This window comes from Pseudoalteromonas sp. SA25 (assembly GCF_011378705.1).
In the GTDB taxonomy this organism is placed as follows: Bacteria; Pseudomonadota; Gammaproteobacteria; order Enterobacterales; family Alteromonadaceae; genus Pseudoalteromonas; species Pseudoalteromonas arctica.
Genome location: NZ_WTKV01000013.1, coordinates 1 through 19,058 on the forward strand (window position 1 = coordinate 1; position 19,058 = coordinate 19,058).

Consider the following 19,058-nt stretch of genomic DNA (forward strand, 5'->3'; position numbering starts at 1 on the left):
CCGTCGAATTGCTAAAGCGTGTGAGACGAACATTTTATTTATGAGTGTGTCGGGAGATATCCAGCCGCATTACACATCAATAGCAGGCTTCGTTGCTAAAATGCATGAACAGATTGAGCCGATTTTTACGCAAGTGCTGATGATATGTGATGAGGAAGACTTGATAGGCCGCAACATGTTTGCCATTGATGGGTGTAAATTAAAGTCCAATGCGAGTAAAGAGTGGAGTGGCACATTCGATGAGTTAGGTCGCAAAAAAGCAAAACTAGAACGCGCAAGCAAACGTATTATTGAACGCCACCAATCACAAGATGGACTGGGCGAAGAATTGATAACTCAGGATTTAAAACAAAAAGAAAAGCTAGATAAAAGTGCAGATAAAATCACCGAGTTTTTAGCCACTCACGAAGAGAAAACAGGCAGTAAAGGCAAGCCTGTTAAAAGTAATATCACTGATCCAGATAGTGCAAAAATGACGACCTCAAAAGGCACAATCCAAGGTTACAACGGCATAGCGATAAACGATGATAAACACCAAATTATCCTGCAAGCACAAGCGTGGGGCTCAGTAGGCGAGCAACAAACTTTACAGCCAGCCGTAGCACAATTAAAACAGCAACTCGCTAAACTCAATACAGAAAAAATGGCAGATGAGCATACCATCAAATTCACCGCAGACAGTGGGTTTAACAGCGAAGTAAATCTTGAATTTATGGCGCAAAGTGGTTTCGATACCTACATTGCGGACAACCAATTTAGAAAACGAAATCCATTGTTTAAAGCCAGCGAAACATACGAAACTGAGCAAGAAAAGCGCCGACTAAAACGCAGCAAAGGCAAGCCTCGGTTATTTACCTCAGACGATTTTCATTATAATGATGCAACCCAAACATGCCGCTGCCCTGCAGGCAATGCCATGTGGCGAAGCGGGGTCAATGTAAACAGCCATAGCCAACAATACACGCGATTCTGTGGTTATTTAAGAGACTGTAAAACCTGCCCACTACAACAACAATGCATGCGAAAGCCACCCATTAAAACGGGGCGACAAGTACAGTTTATAAATAATGAATCACGCAAAAAGCTAAGCTATATCGACAAAATGAAAGTAAAAATAGACAGCCCCATAGGTCGACGATAGCTGATTATTAAAGAATGGCAAACGACTCGGCTATATCGAACCGGCTTTCCTTTAAATAAAAAGCGGAACATTACAGTGAACAAAGGCATGAATAAATTGACCTTACGGGGTCAAACAAAAGTGAATGCCTTTACTTTACACTGCGGCAACTGTATTGCCTTGTTCATAATATAGAAAAGCTGCAAAACACGATGCATTAAGAAGGGTAAGCCCTTTTACCCTAAATAAAAGCCACTCAACCACCCTTAATCCCTTCCAAAACGCCAATTAAAACAATATCAAACACTTCTATATTCTGCGTAAAAATACAGTAATCAATTGAACCAAAATAGGAACTCAGCTATGGTTTGTTTATCAATAAAACAAATTTAAAAACGAGTTAATCTACAGGCTCGTTATGAGGCACTGCAAATGAAAAGTATCGAAACATTGCCTCTGCATGACGCAATTTTAAACACTATTAATATTGACTGGGAAAATCGAAGTGTAATATTTAACCTAAATGTTTTTACTGTTAAAGGTGGTGATGCATTAAGTCATCAACTTACATTTGAAAACGCTTCGAATATTGAAGTTCCACACAATTCACCGTGGGGAGATTCAATTTTAATAAATGGTGTTTCAATAATTGAAGATAATTATGAAATTGAAATACAAAGTGGTGACGTAATAAAAATTACAGCTGAAAAGTATATTTTTTCGCCTGTTGCCTCATAACAAAGCTAATTAAAACCGACGCAAAACACTCCGCTTTCATTGTGTTTCGCTTCGCTAATTATACACAATGAAAGCTTAGCGTTTTTGCGCGGCTTATTAGAGCGTTAAATGCTCAAGGACGATATGAAGCAAATTATAGAGTTCAGCTCCCTAGAAGAAGTTGAAAGGAACATGTACCTCGAAGATACTTGGTGCAATGAATGCTCAGAAGCGGATCTCGGTATTGTTAATCCAGAAATGTATATTGAGGATGACCGCAAATTTATAAGTGGTAATTGCAAGTCATGTGGAACCCAATGTATCTCAGAAATTATCGTAAAAATAATAGAATAATTTAGTACGGTGTAATGGGCACTTAACAACACGCCCTGAGGTGGACGACTAGTAAAATTTAGCTATTAACTGCAAATTTTAAAAGTGGTGAGCCTCTGCGTTTTAAGGCCGCTAAATACGTCGATTCATTGTAGGGTGTATTCGTTTTCCAACACCTTAATACAATCCTTATCCATTTAAATGCCAGTGAGCTAATAATGCTGTTATGCGGCTTACCCTTGGCTTTTTGTTGCTCATAATACGCTTTAGCCCAAAACGAATAACGAATAGAAAAGCCTGCCCATTCCACAAATGTTTGCCTTAAAAAAGTGGGGCAACTATAACGCCAATGAGTCCACATTTTTTGACCACTGCGCTCAATAACAGGCGCTATACCCGCGTACTTTTGAAGCTCTGCAGCATCATTATAACGCGCACGATTACTCCCAAAAGCAACAAGTAAACGTGGGGCGAGTTGTGGACCTGCGCCGGGTAAGCTATCAAATATCTTTTTATCCTGCTGGGCTTTATAAGCTGATTTTATTGCTTTATCGAGCTTTTCAATGCCCTTTAATAACACTTTAAATTGCGTGATAAGCACTTCAACGAGCATTTGATTAGGTACAATTACTCCTTCGTCCAGAGTTAATAATGATTAGGATGACACCCATCCTAATCATTAGGAAAAAAGCCAATAAAAACAGTATGAAGAGTGCATTGTTATAAATAATGAATCACGCAAAAAGCTAAGCTATGTAGACAAAATGAAAGTAAAAATAGACAGCCCACTACGATAGCTGTTTATTAAAGAATGGCAAACGACTCGGCTGTATTAAACCGGCTTTCCTTTAAATAAAAAGCGGAATATTACAGTGAATAAAGGCATGAATAAATTGACCTTACGGGGTCAAACGAAAGTGAATGCCTTTACTTTATTGTGTGGCAACTGTATTGCCTTGTTCATAATATAGAAAAGCTGCAAAACACGATGCATTAAGAAGGGTAAGCCCTTTTACCCTAAATAAAAGCCACTCAAACACCCGTAATCCCGTCCAAAACGCCAATTAAAACAATATCAAACACTTCTATATTTTGCGTAAAAATACAGTAATCAATTGAACCAAAATAGGAACTCAGCTATGGTTTGTTTATCAATAAAAACAAATAGAAACGAGTTAATCTACAGGCTCGTTAGGTACACATGAAATCTATTGATGTAGGCAAAAATATTTGTGATTGAATTAACTACTTTTGATCTTTGGCTTTATGTAATCCTTGGTATTACATTGTCGTTTGGTGGGTTCTTTGTATTTCACTACTATAACGCTTGGGCCAAACGGCAATTAGAAAGTACTGACTCATCATTTATTCGCGGTTCAGCGTTAGTTTGGTTTGTTAGTTTTGGTATTTCATTAACGGGTGTTGGTATAACTTATATTTTTGGTTTACCACTATTTAGTTTATATTTTGGCTAGGTGCAAAGTGTACCTAGCAAGCCAATAATGGTAAGGACGCAAAAAGCATGGCTGCGCTCGTACCTAGCTAATTATAGCCATGCATTTTGCGCCCCATATCGGGGCGTTATATGTACAAGGAGAGTTCAGTTGATGCGTTACCTATTTTTACTGTTGATTATACCTTTTTATTCTTTTGCCGAAATTAACCTTCCTCTGCAAAAAGAACTAATTGAAATGGAAATTGAAGATCAACATATTCGAAACAAAATAGGAGAAGCTGGGTGGCAAAACCCGCCTAAAGCACTCCTAGAACAAATGATGAAAATAGATGAAAGTAATACAGGAAAACTTAAAGCTATCATTAAAAAGCATCATTGGGTAACAAGGGATTTAGTCGGAGTTAAAGGAGTTGGAGCAGCATTTTTAGTCATCCAGCATTCACCTGATGTTGCATTTAAAGTAAAAATGCTTCCTTATTTAAAGCAATCATATTTGAATGGCGAAGGTGTTAGCGGACAACAAGTTGCTCTTTTAACTGATAGAGCTCTTATTGCACAAGGAAAGAAACAAATCTATGGTACTCAAGCTGACGTGAGTGAAGGTAAAGTTGTGTTTAGCCCTATAGAAGATGAAACTAATGTAGATAAACGGCGTGAAGAAATGAATATGCCCTCTTTAGATTTTTACTTAAAAATAATGGAAAAAATGTACGGGATTAAAGAACACCCTGAAATAGACTTGAATTAATGTACATATAACAAAACGTCCTGAGGTGGGCAACTAGTAAAATTTGTCTATTAATTGCAACTTTTAATAGTGGCGCTTTAAAGCCGCTAAATAAGTCGATTCATCGTAGGGTGTATTCGTTTTCCAACACCTAAATAAAATCTAACAAGGAACGTATATGAATTTATCTGAGAACAAAACTGTAATTGAGTTTGAAATATCAGAAACAGGCCACCAAATTGTTGAAGCTAAAATTAACGGTAAATTGTTACGTTTTATTTTAGATACTGGCGCTGGGACATCTGTTTTAGACAGGGGATGCCTAAGTGAATTAGGCATTGAAGAGACACTCAATGTTGAGAATGCAGCAGGCTTGGGCACTTCGGATCACGCTATGGGAGATATAGAAGTTGATTCAATTGAGTTTGGTAGTGCCTTGTTTGAAAGTCCTGCCTTTGTGTCACTTAATCTTGACCATGTACAGGTGGCGGGTGGTGAAAAGGGAGTACATGGCTTGTTAGGCTCTCCCTTTTTTATTCAATACCAAGCAGTTATCGATTTTTCAAAAAATAGGTTAGAGCTTTTTAATAAAAAAAATTAAATAACTAACGTAAACTTTGTTCTTTAGTCGGTTTTAGCTAACGCACCATGTTTATGGATTTTACTATGGCATGGTGCGACAGTAGTTATTGTTTACAATTTGTATTTTAAAGCTACTTTTCTAGTTCTTTTCTAATAATTCTTTTCTTATAATTTCAGCCCCAGCGCTCAAGGCATTTAGTTTACCTCTGGCTATATGGTGAGGTAGTGGAGCCATGCCGCAGTTGGTACACGGGTAGAGTTTGTCGGCATCTACAAATTGCAGTGCTTTACGTAGCGTATTAGCTACTTCTTCTGGCGTTTCGATAGTGTGATTTGCTACATCAATTGCGCCTACCATTACTTTTTTACCGCGAATAAGTTCTAGTAAATCCATTGGTACATGCGAGTTATGGCACTCTAGTGAGATAATATCGATATTAGATTGCTGAAGCTTAGGGAATGCTTCTTCGTACTGTCGCCATTCGCTTCCTAGTGTTTTTTTCCAATCTGTATTTGCTTTAATGCCGTAGCCATAGCAAATATGCACTACGGTTTCGCATTTAAGACCTTCAATTGCTCGCTCTAAACAGGCAATTCCCCAGTCGTTCACTTCATCAAAAAATACGTTAAACGCGGGCTCATCAAATTGGATGATATCAACGCCTGCGGCTTCTAATTCTTTTGCTTCTTGATTGAGTATTATGGCAAATTCCCACGCTAGTTTTTCGCGGCTTTTATAATGGTCATCGTAAAGCGTGTCTATCATGGTCATTGGACCTGGCAATGCCCATTTAATAGGTTGTTTGGTTTGCTTGCGTAAAAATTTAGCGTCTTCAACAAACACAGACTTTTGACGGCTAACAGGGCCCACAACGGTGGGTACGCTTGCGTCGTATCGGTCACGAATTTTTACTGTTTTACGTTTTTCAAAGTCAACGCCATTTAGGTGCTCTATAAATGTAGTTACAAAATGCTGCCTTGTTTGCTCACCATCGCTAACAATATCAATGCCTGCTTGTTGTTGGTCGAATAATGACAAGCGTAGGGCGTCGTGTTTTCCTTGGGTTAATTCGTCACCTTGTAATTTCCAAGGTGACCAAAGTGTTTCTGGCTCTGCAAGCCATAAAGGCTTAGGTAAACTGCCAGCGGTAGATGTAGGTAGTAATTTTTTCATAATAAATAATGCCGTATATTTTAGTTAATTATTAAACGTATCGTTAAGCGCGTTATTACTGGATGTTACTATTAGTTGTTATGACAGATAGCTAGTAGAGAATTGCTCAAGAACCGTTTGATACGGCTCGATAAAATGCTCTTGTGCAAACTTGCCTTGCTCATTGGCTAACTTGCCGCGCTCTTCTCGGTCATATACAATTTGCGTTAGTGAATGATCCAAGTTTTTTAAGTTTGGTTTATATGATTTACCCGCTGTTGCGTTGGCATTATAAATCTCTGGTCTGTAGATTTTTTGAAACGTTTCCATCGTACTAATGGTGCTTATAAGCTCAAGATTGCTGTAATCATTAAGTAAATCACCAAAGAAGAACAATGCTAAAGGCGCGGCGCTATTTTGTGGCATAAAGTAACGTACCTGTAAGCCCATTTTTTTGAAGTATTGCTCTGTTAAAGATGATTCATTTGGCTCGTATTCAACGCCAAGTACCGGGTGTTGGTTTTCGGTGCGGTTATAGGTTTTGTTATCTGACACACTTAGGCATATAACCGGTGGTTTTTTAAAGTTTTGTTTGTATGTATCCGAATTTACGAATGACTGAAATAGCTTGCCATGTAAAACCCCAAAGTCATCTGGAATGCTAAATTGAGGCTTGCCTTTATTGTGCTCTTGTAGGAGTACGCTAAAGTCGTAGTCGCGCACATACGATGAAAAGTTGTTTCCTACAATGCCTTCAATGCGCTTATTAGTTTTATGGTCAACAATATTTGTTTTTAATATTTCGATTGAGGGGAAGCTTTCGCCGCCATCTTCAATACCTATCTCAACAGAGATAATTTCAAGCTCAACAGCATAACGCTCACCTTTGGTGTTATCCCAATGGGCTAGGGCATTAAAACGGTTGTTAATCATGTTCAAGGCGTTACGCAAGTTTGCTTTGCGGTATTCACCTCTGGCTAAATTAGCAAAGTTGGTTGTGATACGCGTATTAGTTGATGGATGATAATTTTCGTCGAGTGAAACGCTCTTAATATTAAATGTAAAATCTTTTTTCATCGTGTTTATATCCAATTTTATAATTTAAACCTGATTGATGCTCTGCGCTTTATTAGCCTTGCAACTTACTTAGCTAATTTTGTTATTCAGCGGCTTTAAGTTGTTAGTAATAGTGTTTTGCGCTAAGGGATGAGTAATTTATACGTGGGTTGGTGTATGAAGAAAAACGGTTTAATTTCACATAAAACATGAGTCATATTCATTAATCACTATTGTTAGATTCGATTACGTAGCAATTGGCGAGAAAAAGGCATAAATCGGTAAAAATAAAGGATGGATGTTTAGCCGTTTAGACTTCTCTTGTTTTGGTGTGCACTTTATTCATGTTGAACATGAGGAATATTCAAAGTGGTTTTTTATTGCTATAACAGTACATTAGCGGTGATATTGAGCTTAATTACTAAAGTTTATAGCTTATTATCAGCTTTATTCTATAAGTTGAATGAACTATTTTAAAAATTGAACAACAAAACTTTCTACGGAAAGTGCATGGTAATAAAAACTTATCAATTCTCAAGTTGTTATAAAGTTTAGGATTTACTTTAATACGAGATTGAAATGAAGAGTCAATATAACTATCGAATACAAGCCGTTAGAAATGAAATGGCGAAATTGGATTTGGATGCATTTGTGGTTCCTCATGAAGATGAATATCTTTTAGAAGAAGTTTCTGATTGTAATAATCGTTTAAAATGGATCAGTGGTTTCACAGGTACCGCAGGAGTTGCTGTCGTTTTAAAAGATGATGTCATTTTTTTTGTTGATGGTAGATACAGCGTTCAAGTGACTAAGCAAGTTGACGGGGAGCTATTTTCATTTGAAAGTATGGCTGTATTTGAGAGCAACAGTTGGATTGATTCGTTACTACCTCCCTCAGCAAAAATTGGAATCGACCCTTCTTTGCATTCATTTGATTGGTTTTCGAAATTTATAAGTAAAGTTGCTATAGAAGGTAGAAAATCGCTTCCACTTAAAAATAATTTAATAGATTTATGCTGGACAAATAGACCGACTAAAATAAGCACCAACGTAAAATTAATAGATGAAAAGTACTGTGGTAAATCAAGCATTACTAAGTGCAAAGAAGTTGCAGACATTTTAAGTAAGGTGGGTGTAGATAGGTTAATCATTACCAATCTTGAGTCAACGTGTTGGTTACTCAATTTACGAGGAAGTGATATCCCTTGTTTACCCGTTTTTTATTCAACATCAATTATTGATCAAAATGCAGAGGTTATTTGTTTTTTAGATTTAACTACACTGGATGAAAAACTTAAATCTTCTTTTAAGCATAATGTAAGTTTTAAATGTATTACGCAGTTAGATGAATACTTATTATCTATTTCAAATTGCGTAACTCAAATTGACCCAAAAGTCATTAATGCGCACATGGCGAGATTACTACAAAAGCCAGATGTAAACGTTATTCAAAGCAGCGATCCTATAGGATTACTAAAAGCACAAAAAAATCCGATTGAGATCACAGGAATGAAAGCATGTCACATTCGTGATGGTGCAGCACTTATTAACTTTTTGTCGTGGTTAGATTTGCAAGTACGCGAACAGACTTTTTACGACGAAGCCCAACTTGCCGATAAGCTTGAAACATTTAGAACTGTAGATGAGTTATACCAAGAACCTAGCTTTGATACTGTGTCAGCTGTTGGGAGTAATGGGGCTATGTGTCATTATAATCATAAAGATACGACCGCTAAACTAATGACAAATAATACTATCTATCTTGTTGATTCGGGCGCGCATTATCTTGATGGAACTACAGATGTTACACGTACAGTGGCTATAGGTAAGGCGGCTAAAGAGCAAATAAAAATGGCTACTTTAGTCTTAAAAGGTCATATTTCGTTGGCGACTATCCGATTTCCTTTTGGAACAACAGGACAGCAATTAGACGCTTTTGCGCGGCAACACTTATGGCAAAAAGGGTATGATTACGAACATGGCACAGGACATGGTGTAGGGCATTATCTTAATGTACATGAAGGGCCGCAACGCATTGCAAAGGCAAATTCTAACGTTGCACTTTTACCTGGGATGGTTGTATCTATTGAGCCAGGTTACTATCGTCAGGATGAGTTTGGTATACGCCACGAAAACTTATATGTTGTAAAAGAAAGCCTTAATATCAGCGGGTCAGATATAAATATGCTGTGTTTTGAAGTGTTAACTCATGTTCCTTTTGACAGAAGGTTAATAGATAAAGCAGAACTTACAAAATGTGAAATAGAGTGGTTAGATACATACCACGAAATGGTATATCGACTTATATCTCCTCTTATAGACACACGTAGTAACGCCTGGTTATTAAAAGAGACGACAGCCTTGTGATTACATAAGCTCATAATATATAAATGCCTATTATTATAAATTTGATAATAGGCATTAAGCTACTCTTAACCTCCCTAAACATTCATAGAAACGGCTTTATCTACATTTCGTAACATAGCCTCTGCCAGGCAACACAACCATCTATTCAACCTTAAAAGATAAATCGCCTGAGATCCCATTACTTTTAGCATGACAATTTAATGTATGGCGAAAAGCAGCTCATAAAATATGCCATTATTTAACTAAATAAAGTGAGTTCGAATGCTTTTTTGCTAGAAGTTCTGTTTTAGATTGTGAATACAAAATAAATTGCGTTTTATTGCATTTTTAGAATCAAAGATTTTCCGACCAATGCGTACTATTAAAAGTGTTAAAAATATTAAGCACTTATAAAAAACATAATAACTTTGTAAACCAAAAGGTCTAAAGGGGAGTGATATGACAATAAGTAATCGTTTTTGTCCTAAAAAAGTAGCGCTAGCAGTAATTATAGCAACTTCAGGAAGCACACCGTTATACGCAAATGAGTTGGATACCCAAGGCAGTAATAAAGTAGACAAAATTGAAAAAATTGTTGTTACATCCAGAGGGCGTACCGAGACATTACAACAAATACCAGACTCGGTCACAGTATTCACTGGTGACGACATTAAAGCCGCTCGTATCTCTACCATAAAAGATTTTTCATCATTAACGCCAAATTTAAATGTATCAACAAATTTTAGATCAGGACTAAATTTTGTAACTGTTAGAGGGTTAATTACCCCACAGGTAGGGGAAGCGCCTATTGCTTATGTTGTAGATGGTATAACTGTGCCTAATCTAGAGTTTATTAATCAGGGCTTACACGATATCGAACGTATTGAGGTTCTTAGAGGGCCACAAGGTGCCTTGTACGGAAAAAATGCGATTGGTGGGGCGATTAATATTGTTACAAAGCAAGCAACAGATGAATTTGAAGGAAGCGTTCAAGCATCAGTTGCGCAAGGAAACGATAAAAAGCTAAACGTTGCGCTCAGTGGCCCAATTGTTCAAGACAAAGCTTACTTTAGGTTGTCTGCTAACTATCAAGATACCGATGGCCTAATTGAAAACTCTTTTTTAAATGAAAAAGTAGATTATGTTGATGATGCATTTGGCTTTCAAGGAATGCTTGAATTTTATTTAAGTGATTATACCAAGTTAACTTTTCATGGTAACTACGCTGAAAAAACGCAGGGTAGTAACTATATGGGATTTATTACCAGTGACCAGTTAGAGGACTTTTCATTACAACCAGAGGCAAATGCTGTAGGGCGTGATGAGTCAACATTATGGTCAGTTTCAGTAAAACTTGATCATGAAACAGATTATGGCGATTTAACGTTTATTGCGTCTGCTAATGATTCAGACATTATGTTTTTTTCTGATGGGGATTTTACTCCTCAGGCTCCAAGCGAAGATAACTTTTTCTTCCCTAATACACAAATTAATCCAATAGAAGAAGACTCTAATAGCTTTGAGACCCGATTTACTTCGCCAAGTGATAACGCACTTCGTTGGTCGATTGGTGCCTATTATGAATCAAAAGACAGAAATGTATCTTACGACCAAGTATTAGACCTTACTCCAACGCAAAGGGTTACCTATCAAGATGTAAAAGCCGATATTGCGAATGATCCTAGTTTAGTTATCACCGGTGAAAAAACAGTTCAAGAAAGTACTGCCTATGCTTTGTTTGGGCAAGCAAATTACGATGTGGTAGAAGACATTGAGCTAACAGTTGCCCTGCGCTATGACTCAGAAGAGCGAGATGCATTTGATAAACGTGATCCATCAGCCTCTAAAGTAAATGAGACATTTAGTGAGTTACAACCTAAAGCCTCTATTGCTTGGCAAATTAGTGATGACCATCTGCTATACAGCACTTATTCAAAAGGTTTTAGATCGGGTGGCTTTAATGAATACGCCCCAAGTGTAATACGTAAATACGATCAAGAAATATCAGACACCGTTGAGCTAGGTTTAAAAACAACTTGGCTTGATGGAAAAGTTTGGGTGAATATGTCTTTATTTCATATTGATCAACAAGATGCACAATTTACACGCTTAAACCCGACAACTTTCACTTTAGAAAACTTAAATATTGATGAAGTAGCGATAGATGGTTTTGAATTAGAGATGTCAGCCACTTTAACTGATTATTTAACGGTTAATTTTGGACTTGGTTTAATTGATAATGAAATTACTAAAAATCAAGGTGTTGATATTTTATCGGGCAGAGATTTAGCCGCAACAGAAGGCGGTACTATGCCTTATGTTTCTGACTTTAATTTAAATGGCTCTGTTGACTATTCGCAACAAGCGTTTGCTGATTATGAGTTTAAAGCACGTCTTTCGTTTAATACATTAGGACCTCGTTCGTTTGATATCTTTAATGAAGATACGGGTGAAACGGATACACATACATTTTTAAATGCCAACTTCACTTTAGAAAATGAGCAATGGTCTACCTCAATATTTGTTTCTAATTTGACCGATGAAGCATCCCCAGAAACAGTTTTTCTATTCAATCCATTGATAAGAATGCGTAATCAACCAAGACAAGTTGGTGTACAAGTTAGGTACAACTTCTAAAAATAATATGGCTATTAATGCAAGTTAATAGCCATCGTTGATGGTGAATTTAGTCATCAATAATAATTTTTATTTATAAGTTTAGTTGAGCACAAAATGCGGCTAAGCAAATCAAGTTAATTGTTACCGCATATAAGGTAACGACGTTAGTAAGGTGCAAATTATGACAGTTAGAGTCGCTACAGATGTTGGTGGTACGTTCACTGACCTTGTTTATATTGATAAAGGTAATGTTAAAGCTGTCAAAAGCGATACTACGCCACCAAATTTTGAACAAGGCGTTGTTAATTCAGCAATTAAAGCTGACATAAACTTATCCGATGTTGATTTTTTTGCTCATGGTTCTACTGTAGTAATTAATGCGATTACTGAGCGTAAAGGTGTAAAAACAGGCTTGATAACGACAAAAGGTTTTCGTGATGTGCTAGAAATTGCACGCGGGAATACACCTGATATTTTTAATAATACCTATAAAAAACCAAACCCGTTTGTTGAGCGCCATTTAAGATTAGAAATAAAAGAACGCCTTGATTATAAAGGCAATGTAATTACACCAGTTGACTTAAGTAACTTACAGTCTTTGGTCGATTATTTTAAATCTCAAGATGTACAAGCAATCGGTATTTGTTTTTTACATGCTTACTTAAATCCAGAGCATGAGATTAAAACGATAGCGGCTTTGAAATCGCTATGGCCTGAAGTTAATGTTATTGCATCTCATGAGATTTCAGCTGAGTGGCGTGAATATGAAAGAACAAGTACCACTGTTTTATCAGCTTATGTATTACCGCCAGCTCAACAGTATTTAGATAAATTAAAAAGTAAGTTACGTACTTACGGATTAAAAAACGATCCTTTTATTATGCAATCTAATGGTGGTATTGCTACTTTACAATCGGCACGAGATAACCCTATTACGTTGGTTGAGTCGGGGCCTGTGGGCGGTATTTTAGGTGCTGCAGCTTATGGTGCTGTAATAGGCGACGGTAATATAATGGCGTTAGATATTGGTGGAACAACAGCTAAATGTTCGCTAATCCATAATGGTAAAACACGTATAACAACTGAATACGTTTTAGAAAAAACCGCTAAAAAAGCAGGTTATCCAATAAAAACACCTGTAATAGATATTGTTGAAATAGGGAATGGTGGCGGAAGCATTGCATGGATTGATGCCGCTAATAGCTTACATGTCGGCCCTCAAAGTGCGGGTTCTACACCAGGCCCTGTTGCCTATGGACGCGGTGGTACTGCGCCAACAACAACAGACGCTAACTTAATTACAGGCCGTATTAACAGCGAGAATTTTGCTGGTGGTGAAATACACCCCGATTTGAGTGCTGTAGAAGCATCTTTTCTTACCTTAGCTAATAAGCTTAATGTTGAAGCGATGGATGTTGCACATGGCGTTTTAGATATTGCCAATTCTAATATGGTAAATGCCCTTAAATTAATCTCAGTTAATCGTGGTTATGACCCACGTGACTTTTCTTTAATGGCCTTTGGTGGCGGTGGCGCTTTGCATGCTACTGCTTTAGGTCGCGAACTGAATGCTCGTAAAGTTATTATTCCTCCATTTGCGGGTGTGTTTTCTGCATGGGGAATGCTGATGATCGATTTACGCAGAGACTACATTCAAACTCACCGATTTAGCTTAAGTGAGCAAAGTAAAGCTGAGGTTATTAGTGCGTTTGATGGCGTTATTTCAAAAGCTAATTTAGATTATAAAAATGATGGAATGTCGCAAGATAAAGTTAAACATGAGTTATATGTTGATGCGCGTTATAGCGGACAAGAACACACCGTTAAAATTCATGTGCCTGATACTGAGCTTGATGAACACGATTTTATTGAAGCGCTATCAGAGAGATTTCATCAAACACATGAGCAAGAATACACATTTAGATTAAATGATTCAAAAATTGAAGTTGTAAATATTCACTTAGTTGCTTTTGGTATTTTAGATAAAGCAGAACTTGAGAAGTTACCGAAAAGTAAAACAGCGAGTGCTGATGATGCCTTAATTGGTACTCGATGGGTTGATTTTGATAATAAAACGAGGTTAACCACTTCTATTTTTGACCGTGAAAAATTAATGCCTGGAATGAAATTCAAAGGCCCTGCAATCATAGAAGAGAGCACCACAACAACGGTTGTGTTACCAGATAACCGAGTTGAGGTAGATGACTTTGGTGGATTGCATATTTATTTACGAGATTAATTAGTCGTTTTTATAAATTAACTAAATTGGTACAAAATTATGAATAAAAAAGTTGATATATTTACAATAGAAATTATAAAAAATGCCTTGGTTGCCATTGGCGAAGAAATGTTTTTATCGTTAAAGCGCAGTAGTAAAAGTCCAATTATATATGAGTCACTTGATTACGGTATTGGTGTAACAGATGCTAAAGGGCGTCTTATTTCTCAAGGTAATGGTATTCCTGGATTTATAGGCACTTTAGATGCGGGTGTAAAAAATATTATTGCAAAGTTTGATAACGATAATATTTACCCTGATGATGTATTTATATTAAATGATCCGTATGCAGGCGGCGGCACTCATTTATCTGATGTATGTATGATCCGTCCAATATTTTTCGAAAATGAGCTAGTTGCATGGACTGCTAATAAAGCACATTGGACAGAAATTGGTGGTAAAGATCCGGGAAGTTACAGTGCTGATGCGACAGAAATATACCAAGAAGGGCTCCAGTTTCCGGGTATTAAAGTATTTGAAAAAGGGATACCTAACCAAGCTTTACTTGATTTAATAGAAGTTAATGTACGCTTGCCTGAAATGACTTTAGGTGATTTACAAGCATGTGCAGCGTCATTAAAAGTTGGGGAGCAACGCTTTTTATCTGTTATGGGTAAGTATAGTAAATACGTTACTTTAACCGCCATTGATAAGTTACTAGAACATGGTGATTTAATGGTGCTAGAGAAGTTTAAAACGTTACCAAAAGGTACTTTTGAAGCACAAGATGTTATTGATGAAGACGGAATGGGCAATGGTCCATTTTTGGTAAAGGTAAAAGTAACCATTACCGATAAGTCATTTATCCTCGACTTTACGGGTTCATCTGATCAAGCACCAGGGCCAATAAATTGTACTATGGGAGTGTTAATCTCAGCTGCAAGGGAGGTATTCATGGGCATTGTTCAGCCTGATGCTCCTGCTACTGACGGCTGTTTTAGACGATTAGAAGTTATTTGTCCTGAAGGTACTTTATTAACAGCTAAGCGTCCTGCACCCGTGTCTTCATACTTTGAAGCTATGGTGTGTGCTTCAGATGTTATTCGCAAAGCGTTGGCTGATGTACTTCCGGGTGTTGTTACTGCGGGGCAATTTGGCTCTGTATGCACTATGAATTTATCAGGAAAAATGCCAGACACTGGCGAACCTTATTTATTGGTTGAACCGTTAGTTGGTGGCTGGGGTGCGGCTGTAGGTAAAGACGGTGAGTCAGGTCAATTTTGTGTTGGTAATGGCGAAACAAGCAATATACCCATCGAAATAACAGAAGCTCGTTATGGTGTATTGGTAGAGCAATATACATTTAATAGTGAGACTGCGGGAGCAGGTGAGTTTAGAGGGGGGAATGGTGTTGTACTCGATTATCGAATTTTATCTGATGGGACTGACATTTCTAGCTTTTTTGGTCGAGGTATAACGGCTCCTTGGGGAATTGACGAAGGTAAAGAGGGCTCATGTAACTATGTCCAAGTTTTTGATAGTGAAGGAAATGAAAAAGCACGCTTTAGCAGAACAAGCCGGTATCCTTTAAATAAAGGCGATTTAATTAGGTTAGTGACAGGCAATGGTGGTGGCTGGGGAAATCCTGTAAAACGCCCTAAAGAGAAAGTCCTTGCTGATATTAAAAACGGTTACATTACACACGAACAAGCCCAAGTTCTTTATCAACACGGCGTAAGCTAGCTCGTATTTTAAATTTAATTAGCCATGCAGGAAGGGTTATAGGTAAACGCATTCTTTATAAGTGTTGTTTCTATCTATGGCGCATCTCCTGCAGGTGCTATTACCTATATTTTATGAACGTGTTTACTGTTAATTGTTGTAAGCTGCTAAATAATTGGCAACTAAATAGGGTATTATCAATTTGGATTAATGTATTTAATTTCAATGTTTTATTTACTGAGAGTCAATAAATAGCTCAATGTATCTCCATCTCTTAATAAAGATATTACACATAAAAAATAACATAAATCATTACATAATTTAGCAAATAAATGGCTTATATCTAAGTCAAAAATAGTATCTCAACAACTAGGTATAAACAATAGATCCTAGTTGTAGAGATATTTATTGTTAAATAGACCCATACTTAAACGGATTGGCATAATTGAAATGACTGATGCCACCGGAGAGATAAAAATGAATAATAAAAACTCATCAGAGAAACATTCAGATTTACGCTTGGGATTAAGTGGATTAGCAACTGCGCCCATAGGCTACCTTGTTTTGCTCTTTTTACCTGTCTACCTAGAAGTTGTAGGTATTAATTTATCTTTGACAGAGCAGCAAATTGGCTGGCTAGCCTCTACTGATTCTGTGGGATTGGCACTTGCGACGTTTATTTTTTCTATATTTATTAAAAAAGTAAACTTTAGACAGGTTTTAGTCATAGGCGTAATTATTACAGTATTAGGGAACTTGCTGTCGGCTTTAGTTAATGATTTCATATTATTGTGTATAGTCCGCAGCTTAACGGGTCTAGGTGAGGGGATGATAGTTGCGGTTGGTATAAGTGCTATAGGTATGACTAAAAATCCTAATCGTTGGTTTGGGTTTTATACTGCTGCCATTGTTATGGTGCAGGCAATTGGTTTGGTACTTGTTCCTATAGTATATGAGCAGTTTTCATTACTTGGTGTTTTTATCGCCATGGCATTCTTTTACGCACTGCCATTGGGAGTTGTTAAGCTGTTACCAAGTAAAAGTGATGACTATAAGTTGTCTATAGACGCTGAGGATCTTGTACTAAAACAGCCAAGTAAATTACTTAATTTAGGATTATTAAGTTTATTGTTTTTTTACATCAGTATTGGTGGTGTGTGGACTTATATGTCGCTAATGGGTACCAGTGGTGGTTTAACTTTATCATTTGTTTCTCAGGCTTTAGCAACCGCAATGATAGCGGGTTTATTCGGTGCGCTGTTTTTTGCCTACATAGGGCACCATGGTAAAAATATAGGGCTGTTATTCATTTCGTTATTACTTATGGCTTTACCTTTATGGGGTTTAGGGGATGGTTTAACAGGAACTCGATACCTGATTGCGTTATGTGTATTTAGTTTTTTTTGGAGTATTGCTGGCGCACGTTTATTTGCTGTTATTTCTGATGTTGATCGCTCAGGAAAGTATATAAGTTCAGCTCAAACCGTCGTGGGTTTTGGTTATATTATTGGGCCTATTTGTGCCTCTACCCTTGTAAAGGGTAACGGCTATACTGAAGTGATAACGATGGGAACAGTTTTACTAGGTTTATGTTTTGTTTCAATATTGCCGTTAGCTCGATTTAAAGTAAATACAGTAATTTAATATCGTTTTATAGAATCGATAGAAATTTGGTTATTTAGGTACTCTTGCTTTTCTGCTTTTTGATAAATTTTCTCAAGTATCTCTCTACCTTGCGTTATTTGCCCAAAAGCAGCAAAACCTAAACCATCGTTATAGCGTTTACCGCCATAATTAAGTTCTGGCTGATCGTTAATACAAATAAAGAAACTACCATCGGCGGTTCCTGGTTCAAACCTTGCCATTGATATAGTGCCATCTAGGTGCTTTATACCTGTTTCTCTTGTTGATTCATGCACAATACCGGCAAGTAATTTAGGATGTTCAGGAGGGAGACCTGCTTGAATTACATTTATTTTTGCATTTGCATCTTCAGCTTGGCCTGCATTTTCATCTGTTACGATTCTAAAAATACTACTGCCGTCGAATAAGTTATTATCAACATACTTAAGGAAGTTTTTAACAGTAATTGGGGCTTTATCTAAAAATAACTCAAGTGTGATATTACCCAGCGAAGTCTCTATTAAAACATGGGGAGTTTTATTCATAATTCCTACTAACATTAATTTTTTAGAAAGATTAATGTTTTATTATGATGTATGTCTGCCGAATATAATTTAGTATTTAAAGCTAAAACCCCATAATCTTTTTATTTTAGGGTAGATAAACTACTTACACGGGAACTAACATGGTTAGAAAAAGCATTAAATTAGACAGACTAAATCGTCGTATTTTAACCGAACTACAAAATAACGCGCGTATTAGTAATAATGAATTATCTACAATTATAGGGTTATCGCCAAGTGCTTGTTTACAAAGAGTGAAAGCATTAGAGGATAGTGGATATATTATTGGCTATGCAATGGTCGCTAATGTCGATAAGTTATGTGTAAACGTAAAAGCATATGCCCACTTTACATTAAAAAGTAATACTTACGAGCATTGTGGTGTTTTTGAAAAAGGCATTAAAAAATATAGTGAAGTGGTTGATTGTATGAAGGTTAATGGCAGTATAGATTATATAGCCTTTATGATGGCATCAAGTATTGAAGACTTTAATAGTGTGTGTAATGAAATTATGAAAGACACTTTAGGGGTAGAAAAAATAACAAGTCACTTTGTGTTAGAAACGGCAAAATGGTTTGGAGGCTATCCACTTGAATCATTAGAGTGGAAAGTGCAAGACGAATAACAAACTAACTTAGATAGGCTCTAAGTGGATTATTAAATCTGCTTGTGCAAATCTAGCGCAGAAAAGATAAACCGACTTTCTATTATATTTATAAATGCATAGCTGCTTGTCTATTAATAAAAGCGTTATAAACCATATTAATGGCAATGCCAGTGCGTTAACTAAGTTATACTCGTTTTTCATCACCTCACCTATTG

The 19,058-nt window shown here is 36.9% G+C and carries 15 protein-coding genes; 11 read left to right on the forward strand and 4 right to left on the reverse strand.

Annotated features, from left to right (window positions below; all coding sequences use genetic code 11):
- Positions 1 to 1,141, forward strand: a 1,141-nt coding sequence (locus tag GQR45_RS21375) for a transposase (RefSeq protein ID WP_240920235.1), incomplete at its 5' end; no start/stop codon positions are given.
- 411 nt (positions 1,142 to 1,552) lie between these two features.
- Positions 1,553 to 1,858 carry a hypothetical protein gene (locus GQR45_RS11745; RefSeq protein WP_165725995.1) on the forward strand — a complete coding sequence of 102 codons (306 nt, stop codon included), beginning with the start codon at positions 1,553 to 1,555 and terminating at the stop codon, positions 1,856 to 1,858.
- 391 nt (positions 1,859 to 2,249) lie between these two features.
- Here the strand turns inward: GQR45_RS11745 and GQR45_RS11750 are convergent, their stop codons facing one another.
- Entirely contained in the window at positions 2,250 to 2,771 is a 522-nt protein-coding gene (locus tag GQR45_RS11750) for a transposase (protein WP_346774200.1), read from the reverse strand.
- Between the two features lie 631 nt (positions 2,772 to 3,402).
- Between GQR45_RS11750 and GQR45_RS11755 the strand changes: the two genes are divergently transcribed.
- The 3 genes from GQR45_RS11755 to GQR45_RS11765 all read left to right on the forward strand — a co-directional run bounded on the left by GQR45_RS11755 (position 3,403) and on the right by GQR45_RS11765 (position 4,954).
- Positions 3,403 to 3,645 carry a hypothetical protein gene (locus GQR45_RS11755; protein ID WP_096793069.1) on the forward strand — a complete coding sequence of 81 codons (243 nt, stop codon included), beginning with the start codon at positions 3,403 to 3,405 and terminating at the stop codon, positions 3,643 to 3,645.
- 132 nt (positions 3,646 to 3,777) lie between these two features.
- Positions 3,778 to 4,374, forward strand: a complete 597-nt coding sequence (locus GQR45_RS11760; RefSeq protein WP_008136411.1) for a DUF6624 domain-containing protein — start codon at positions 3,778 to 3,780, stop codon at positions 4,372 to 4,374.
- 157 nt (positions 4,375 to 4,531) lie between these two features.
- Positions 4,532 to 4,954, forward strand: coding sequence for a retropepsin-like aspartic protease (locus GQR45_RS11765; RefSeq protein WP_165725996.1), 423 nt, complete (start codon positions 4,532 to 4,534; stop codon positions 4,952 to 4,954).
- A gap of 120 nt (positions 4,955 to 5,074) precedes the next feature.
- Here GQR45_RS11765 and GQR45_RS11770 read toward each other — a convergent pair whose 3' ends face one another.
- Complete coding sequence (locus GQR45_RS11770) at positions 5,075 to 6,109, reverse strand: methionine synthase (RefSeq protein ID WP_165725997.1); 1,035 nt, start codon at positions 6,107 to 6,109, stop codon at positions 5,075 to 5,077.
- Positions 6,110 to 6,187: 78 nt separating this feature from the next.
- Positions 6,188 to 7,165, reverse strand: coding sequence for a DUF1852 domain-containing protein (locus tag GQR45_RS11775; RefSeq protein ID WP_165725998.1), 978 nt, complete (start codon positions 7,163 to 7,165; stop codon positions 6,188 to 6,190).
- A gap of 558 nt (positions 7,166 to 7,723) precedes the next feature.
- On the opposite strand from GQR45_RS11775, the gene GQR45_RS11780 reads away from it, so the two are divergent.
- From GQR45_RS11780 to GQR45_RS11800, 5 genes are all read left to right on the forward strand, one after another.
- A complete protein-coding gene (locus GQR45_RS11780) occupies positions 7,724 to 9,511 on the forward strand; it encodes an aminopeptidase P family protein (RefSeq protein WP_165725999.1) in 1,788 nt (595 codons plus the stop codon).
- A 438-nt stretch (positions 9,512 to 9,949) separates the two neighbouring features.
- Positions 9,950 to 12,127 (forward strand): TonB-dependent receptor, encoded by a 2,178-nt coding sequence (locus tag GQR45_RS11785; protein WP_165726000.1) that lies wholly within the window; start codon positions 9,950 to 9,952, stop codon positions 12,125 to 12,127.
- 163 nt (positions 12,128 to 12,290) lie between these two features.
- On the forward strand, positions 12,291 to 14,348 hold the full coding sequence (locus tag GQR45_RS11790) for a hydantoinase/oxoprolinase family protein (RefSeq protein ID WP_165726001.1): 2,058 nt from the start codon (positions 12,291 to 12,293) through the stop codon (positions 14,346 to 14,348).
- Between the two features lie 39 nt (positions 14,349 to 14,387).
- Positions 14,388 to 16,070: a hydantoinase B/oxoprolinase family protein gene (locus tag GQR45_RS11795; protein WP_165726003.1), complete on the forward strand. Its 1,683-nt coding sequence runs from the start codon at positions 14,388 to 14,390 to the stop codon at positions 16,068 to 16,070.
- Between the two features lie 456 nt (positions 16,071 to 16,526).
- Positions 16,527 to 17,693: an MFS transporter gene (locus GQR45_RS11800; RefSeq protein WP_165726005.1), complete on the forward strand. Its 1,167-nt coding sequence runs from the start codon at positions 16,527 to 16,529 to the stop codon at positions 17,691 to 17,693.
- On the opposite strand, the gene GQR45_RS11805 is transcribed toward GQR45_RS11800, so the two are convergent.
- Positions 17,690 to 18,217 (reverse strand): peptidylprolyl isomerase, encoded by a 528-nt coding sequence (locus GQR45_RS11805; RefSeq protein ID WP_165726006.1) that lies wholly within the window; start codon positions 18,215 to 18,217, stop codon positions 17,690 to 17,692. The two genes, GQR45_RS11800 and GQR45_RS11805, sit on opposite strands and share 4 nt — an antisense overlap.
- Positions 18,218 to 18,357: 140 nt before the next feature.
- Between GQR45_RS11805 and GQR45_RS11810 the strand changes: the two genes are divergently transcribed.
- Positions 18,358 to 18,861, forward strand: coding sequence for an Lrp/AsnC family transcriptional regulator (locus GQR45_RS11810; protein WP_165726008.1), 504 nt, complete (start codon positions 18,358 to 18,360; stop codon positions 18,859 to 18,861).
- Positions 18,862 to 19,058: the final 197 nt, after the last annotated feature.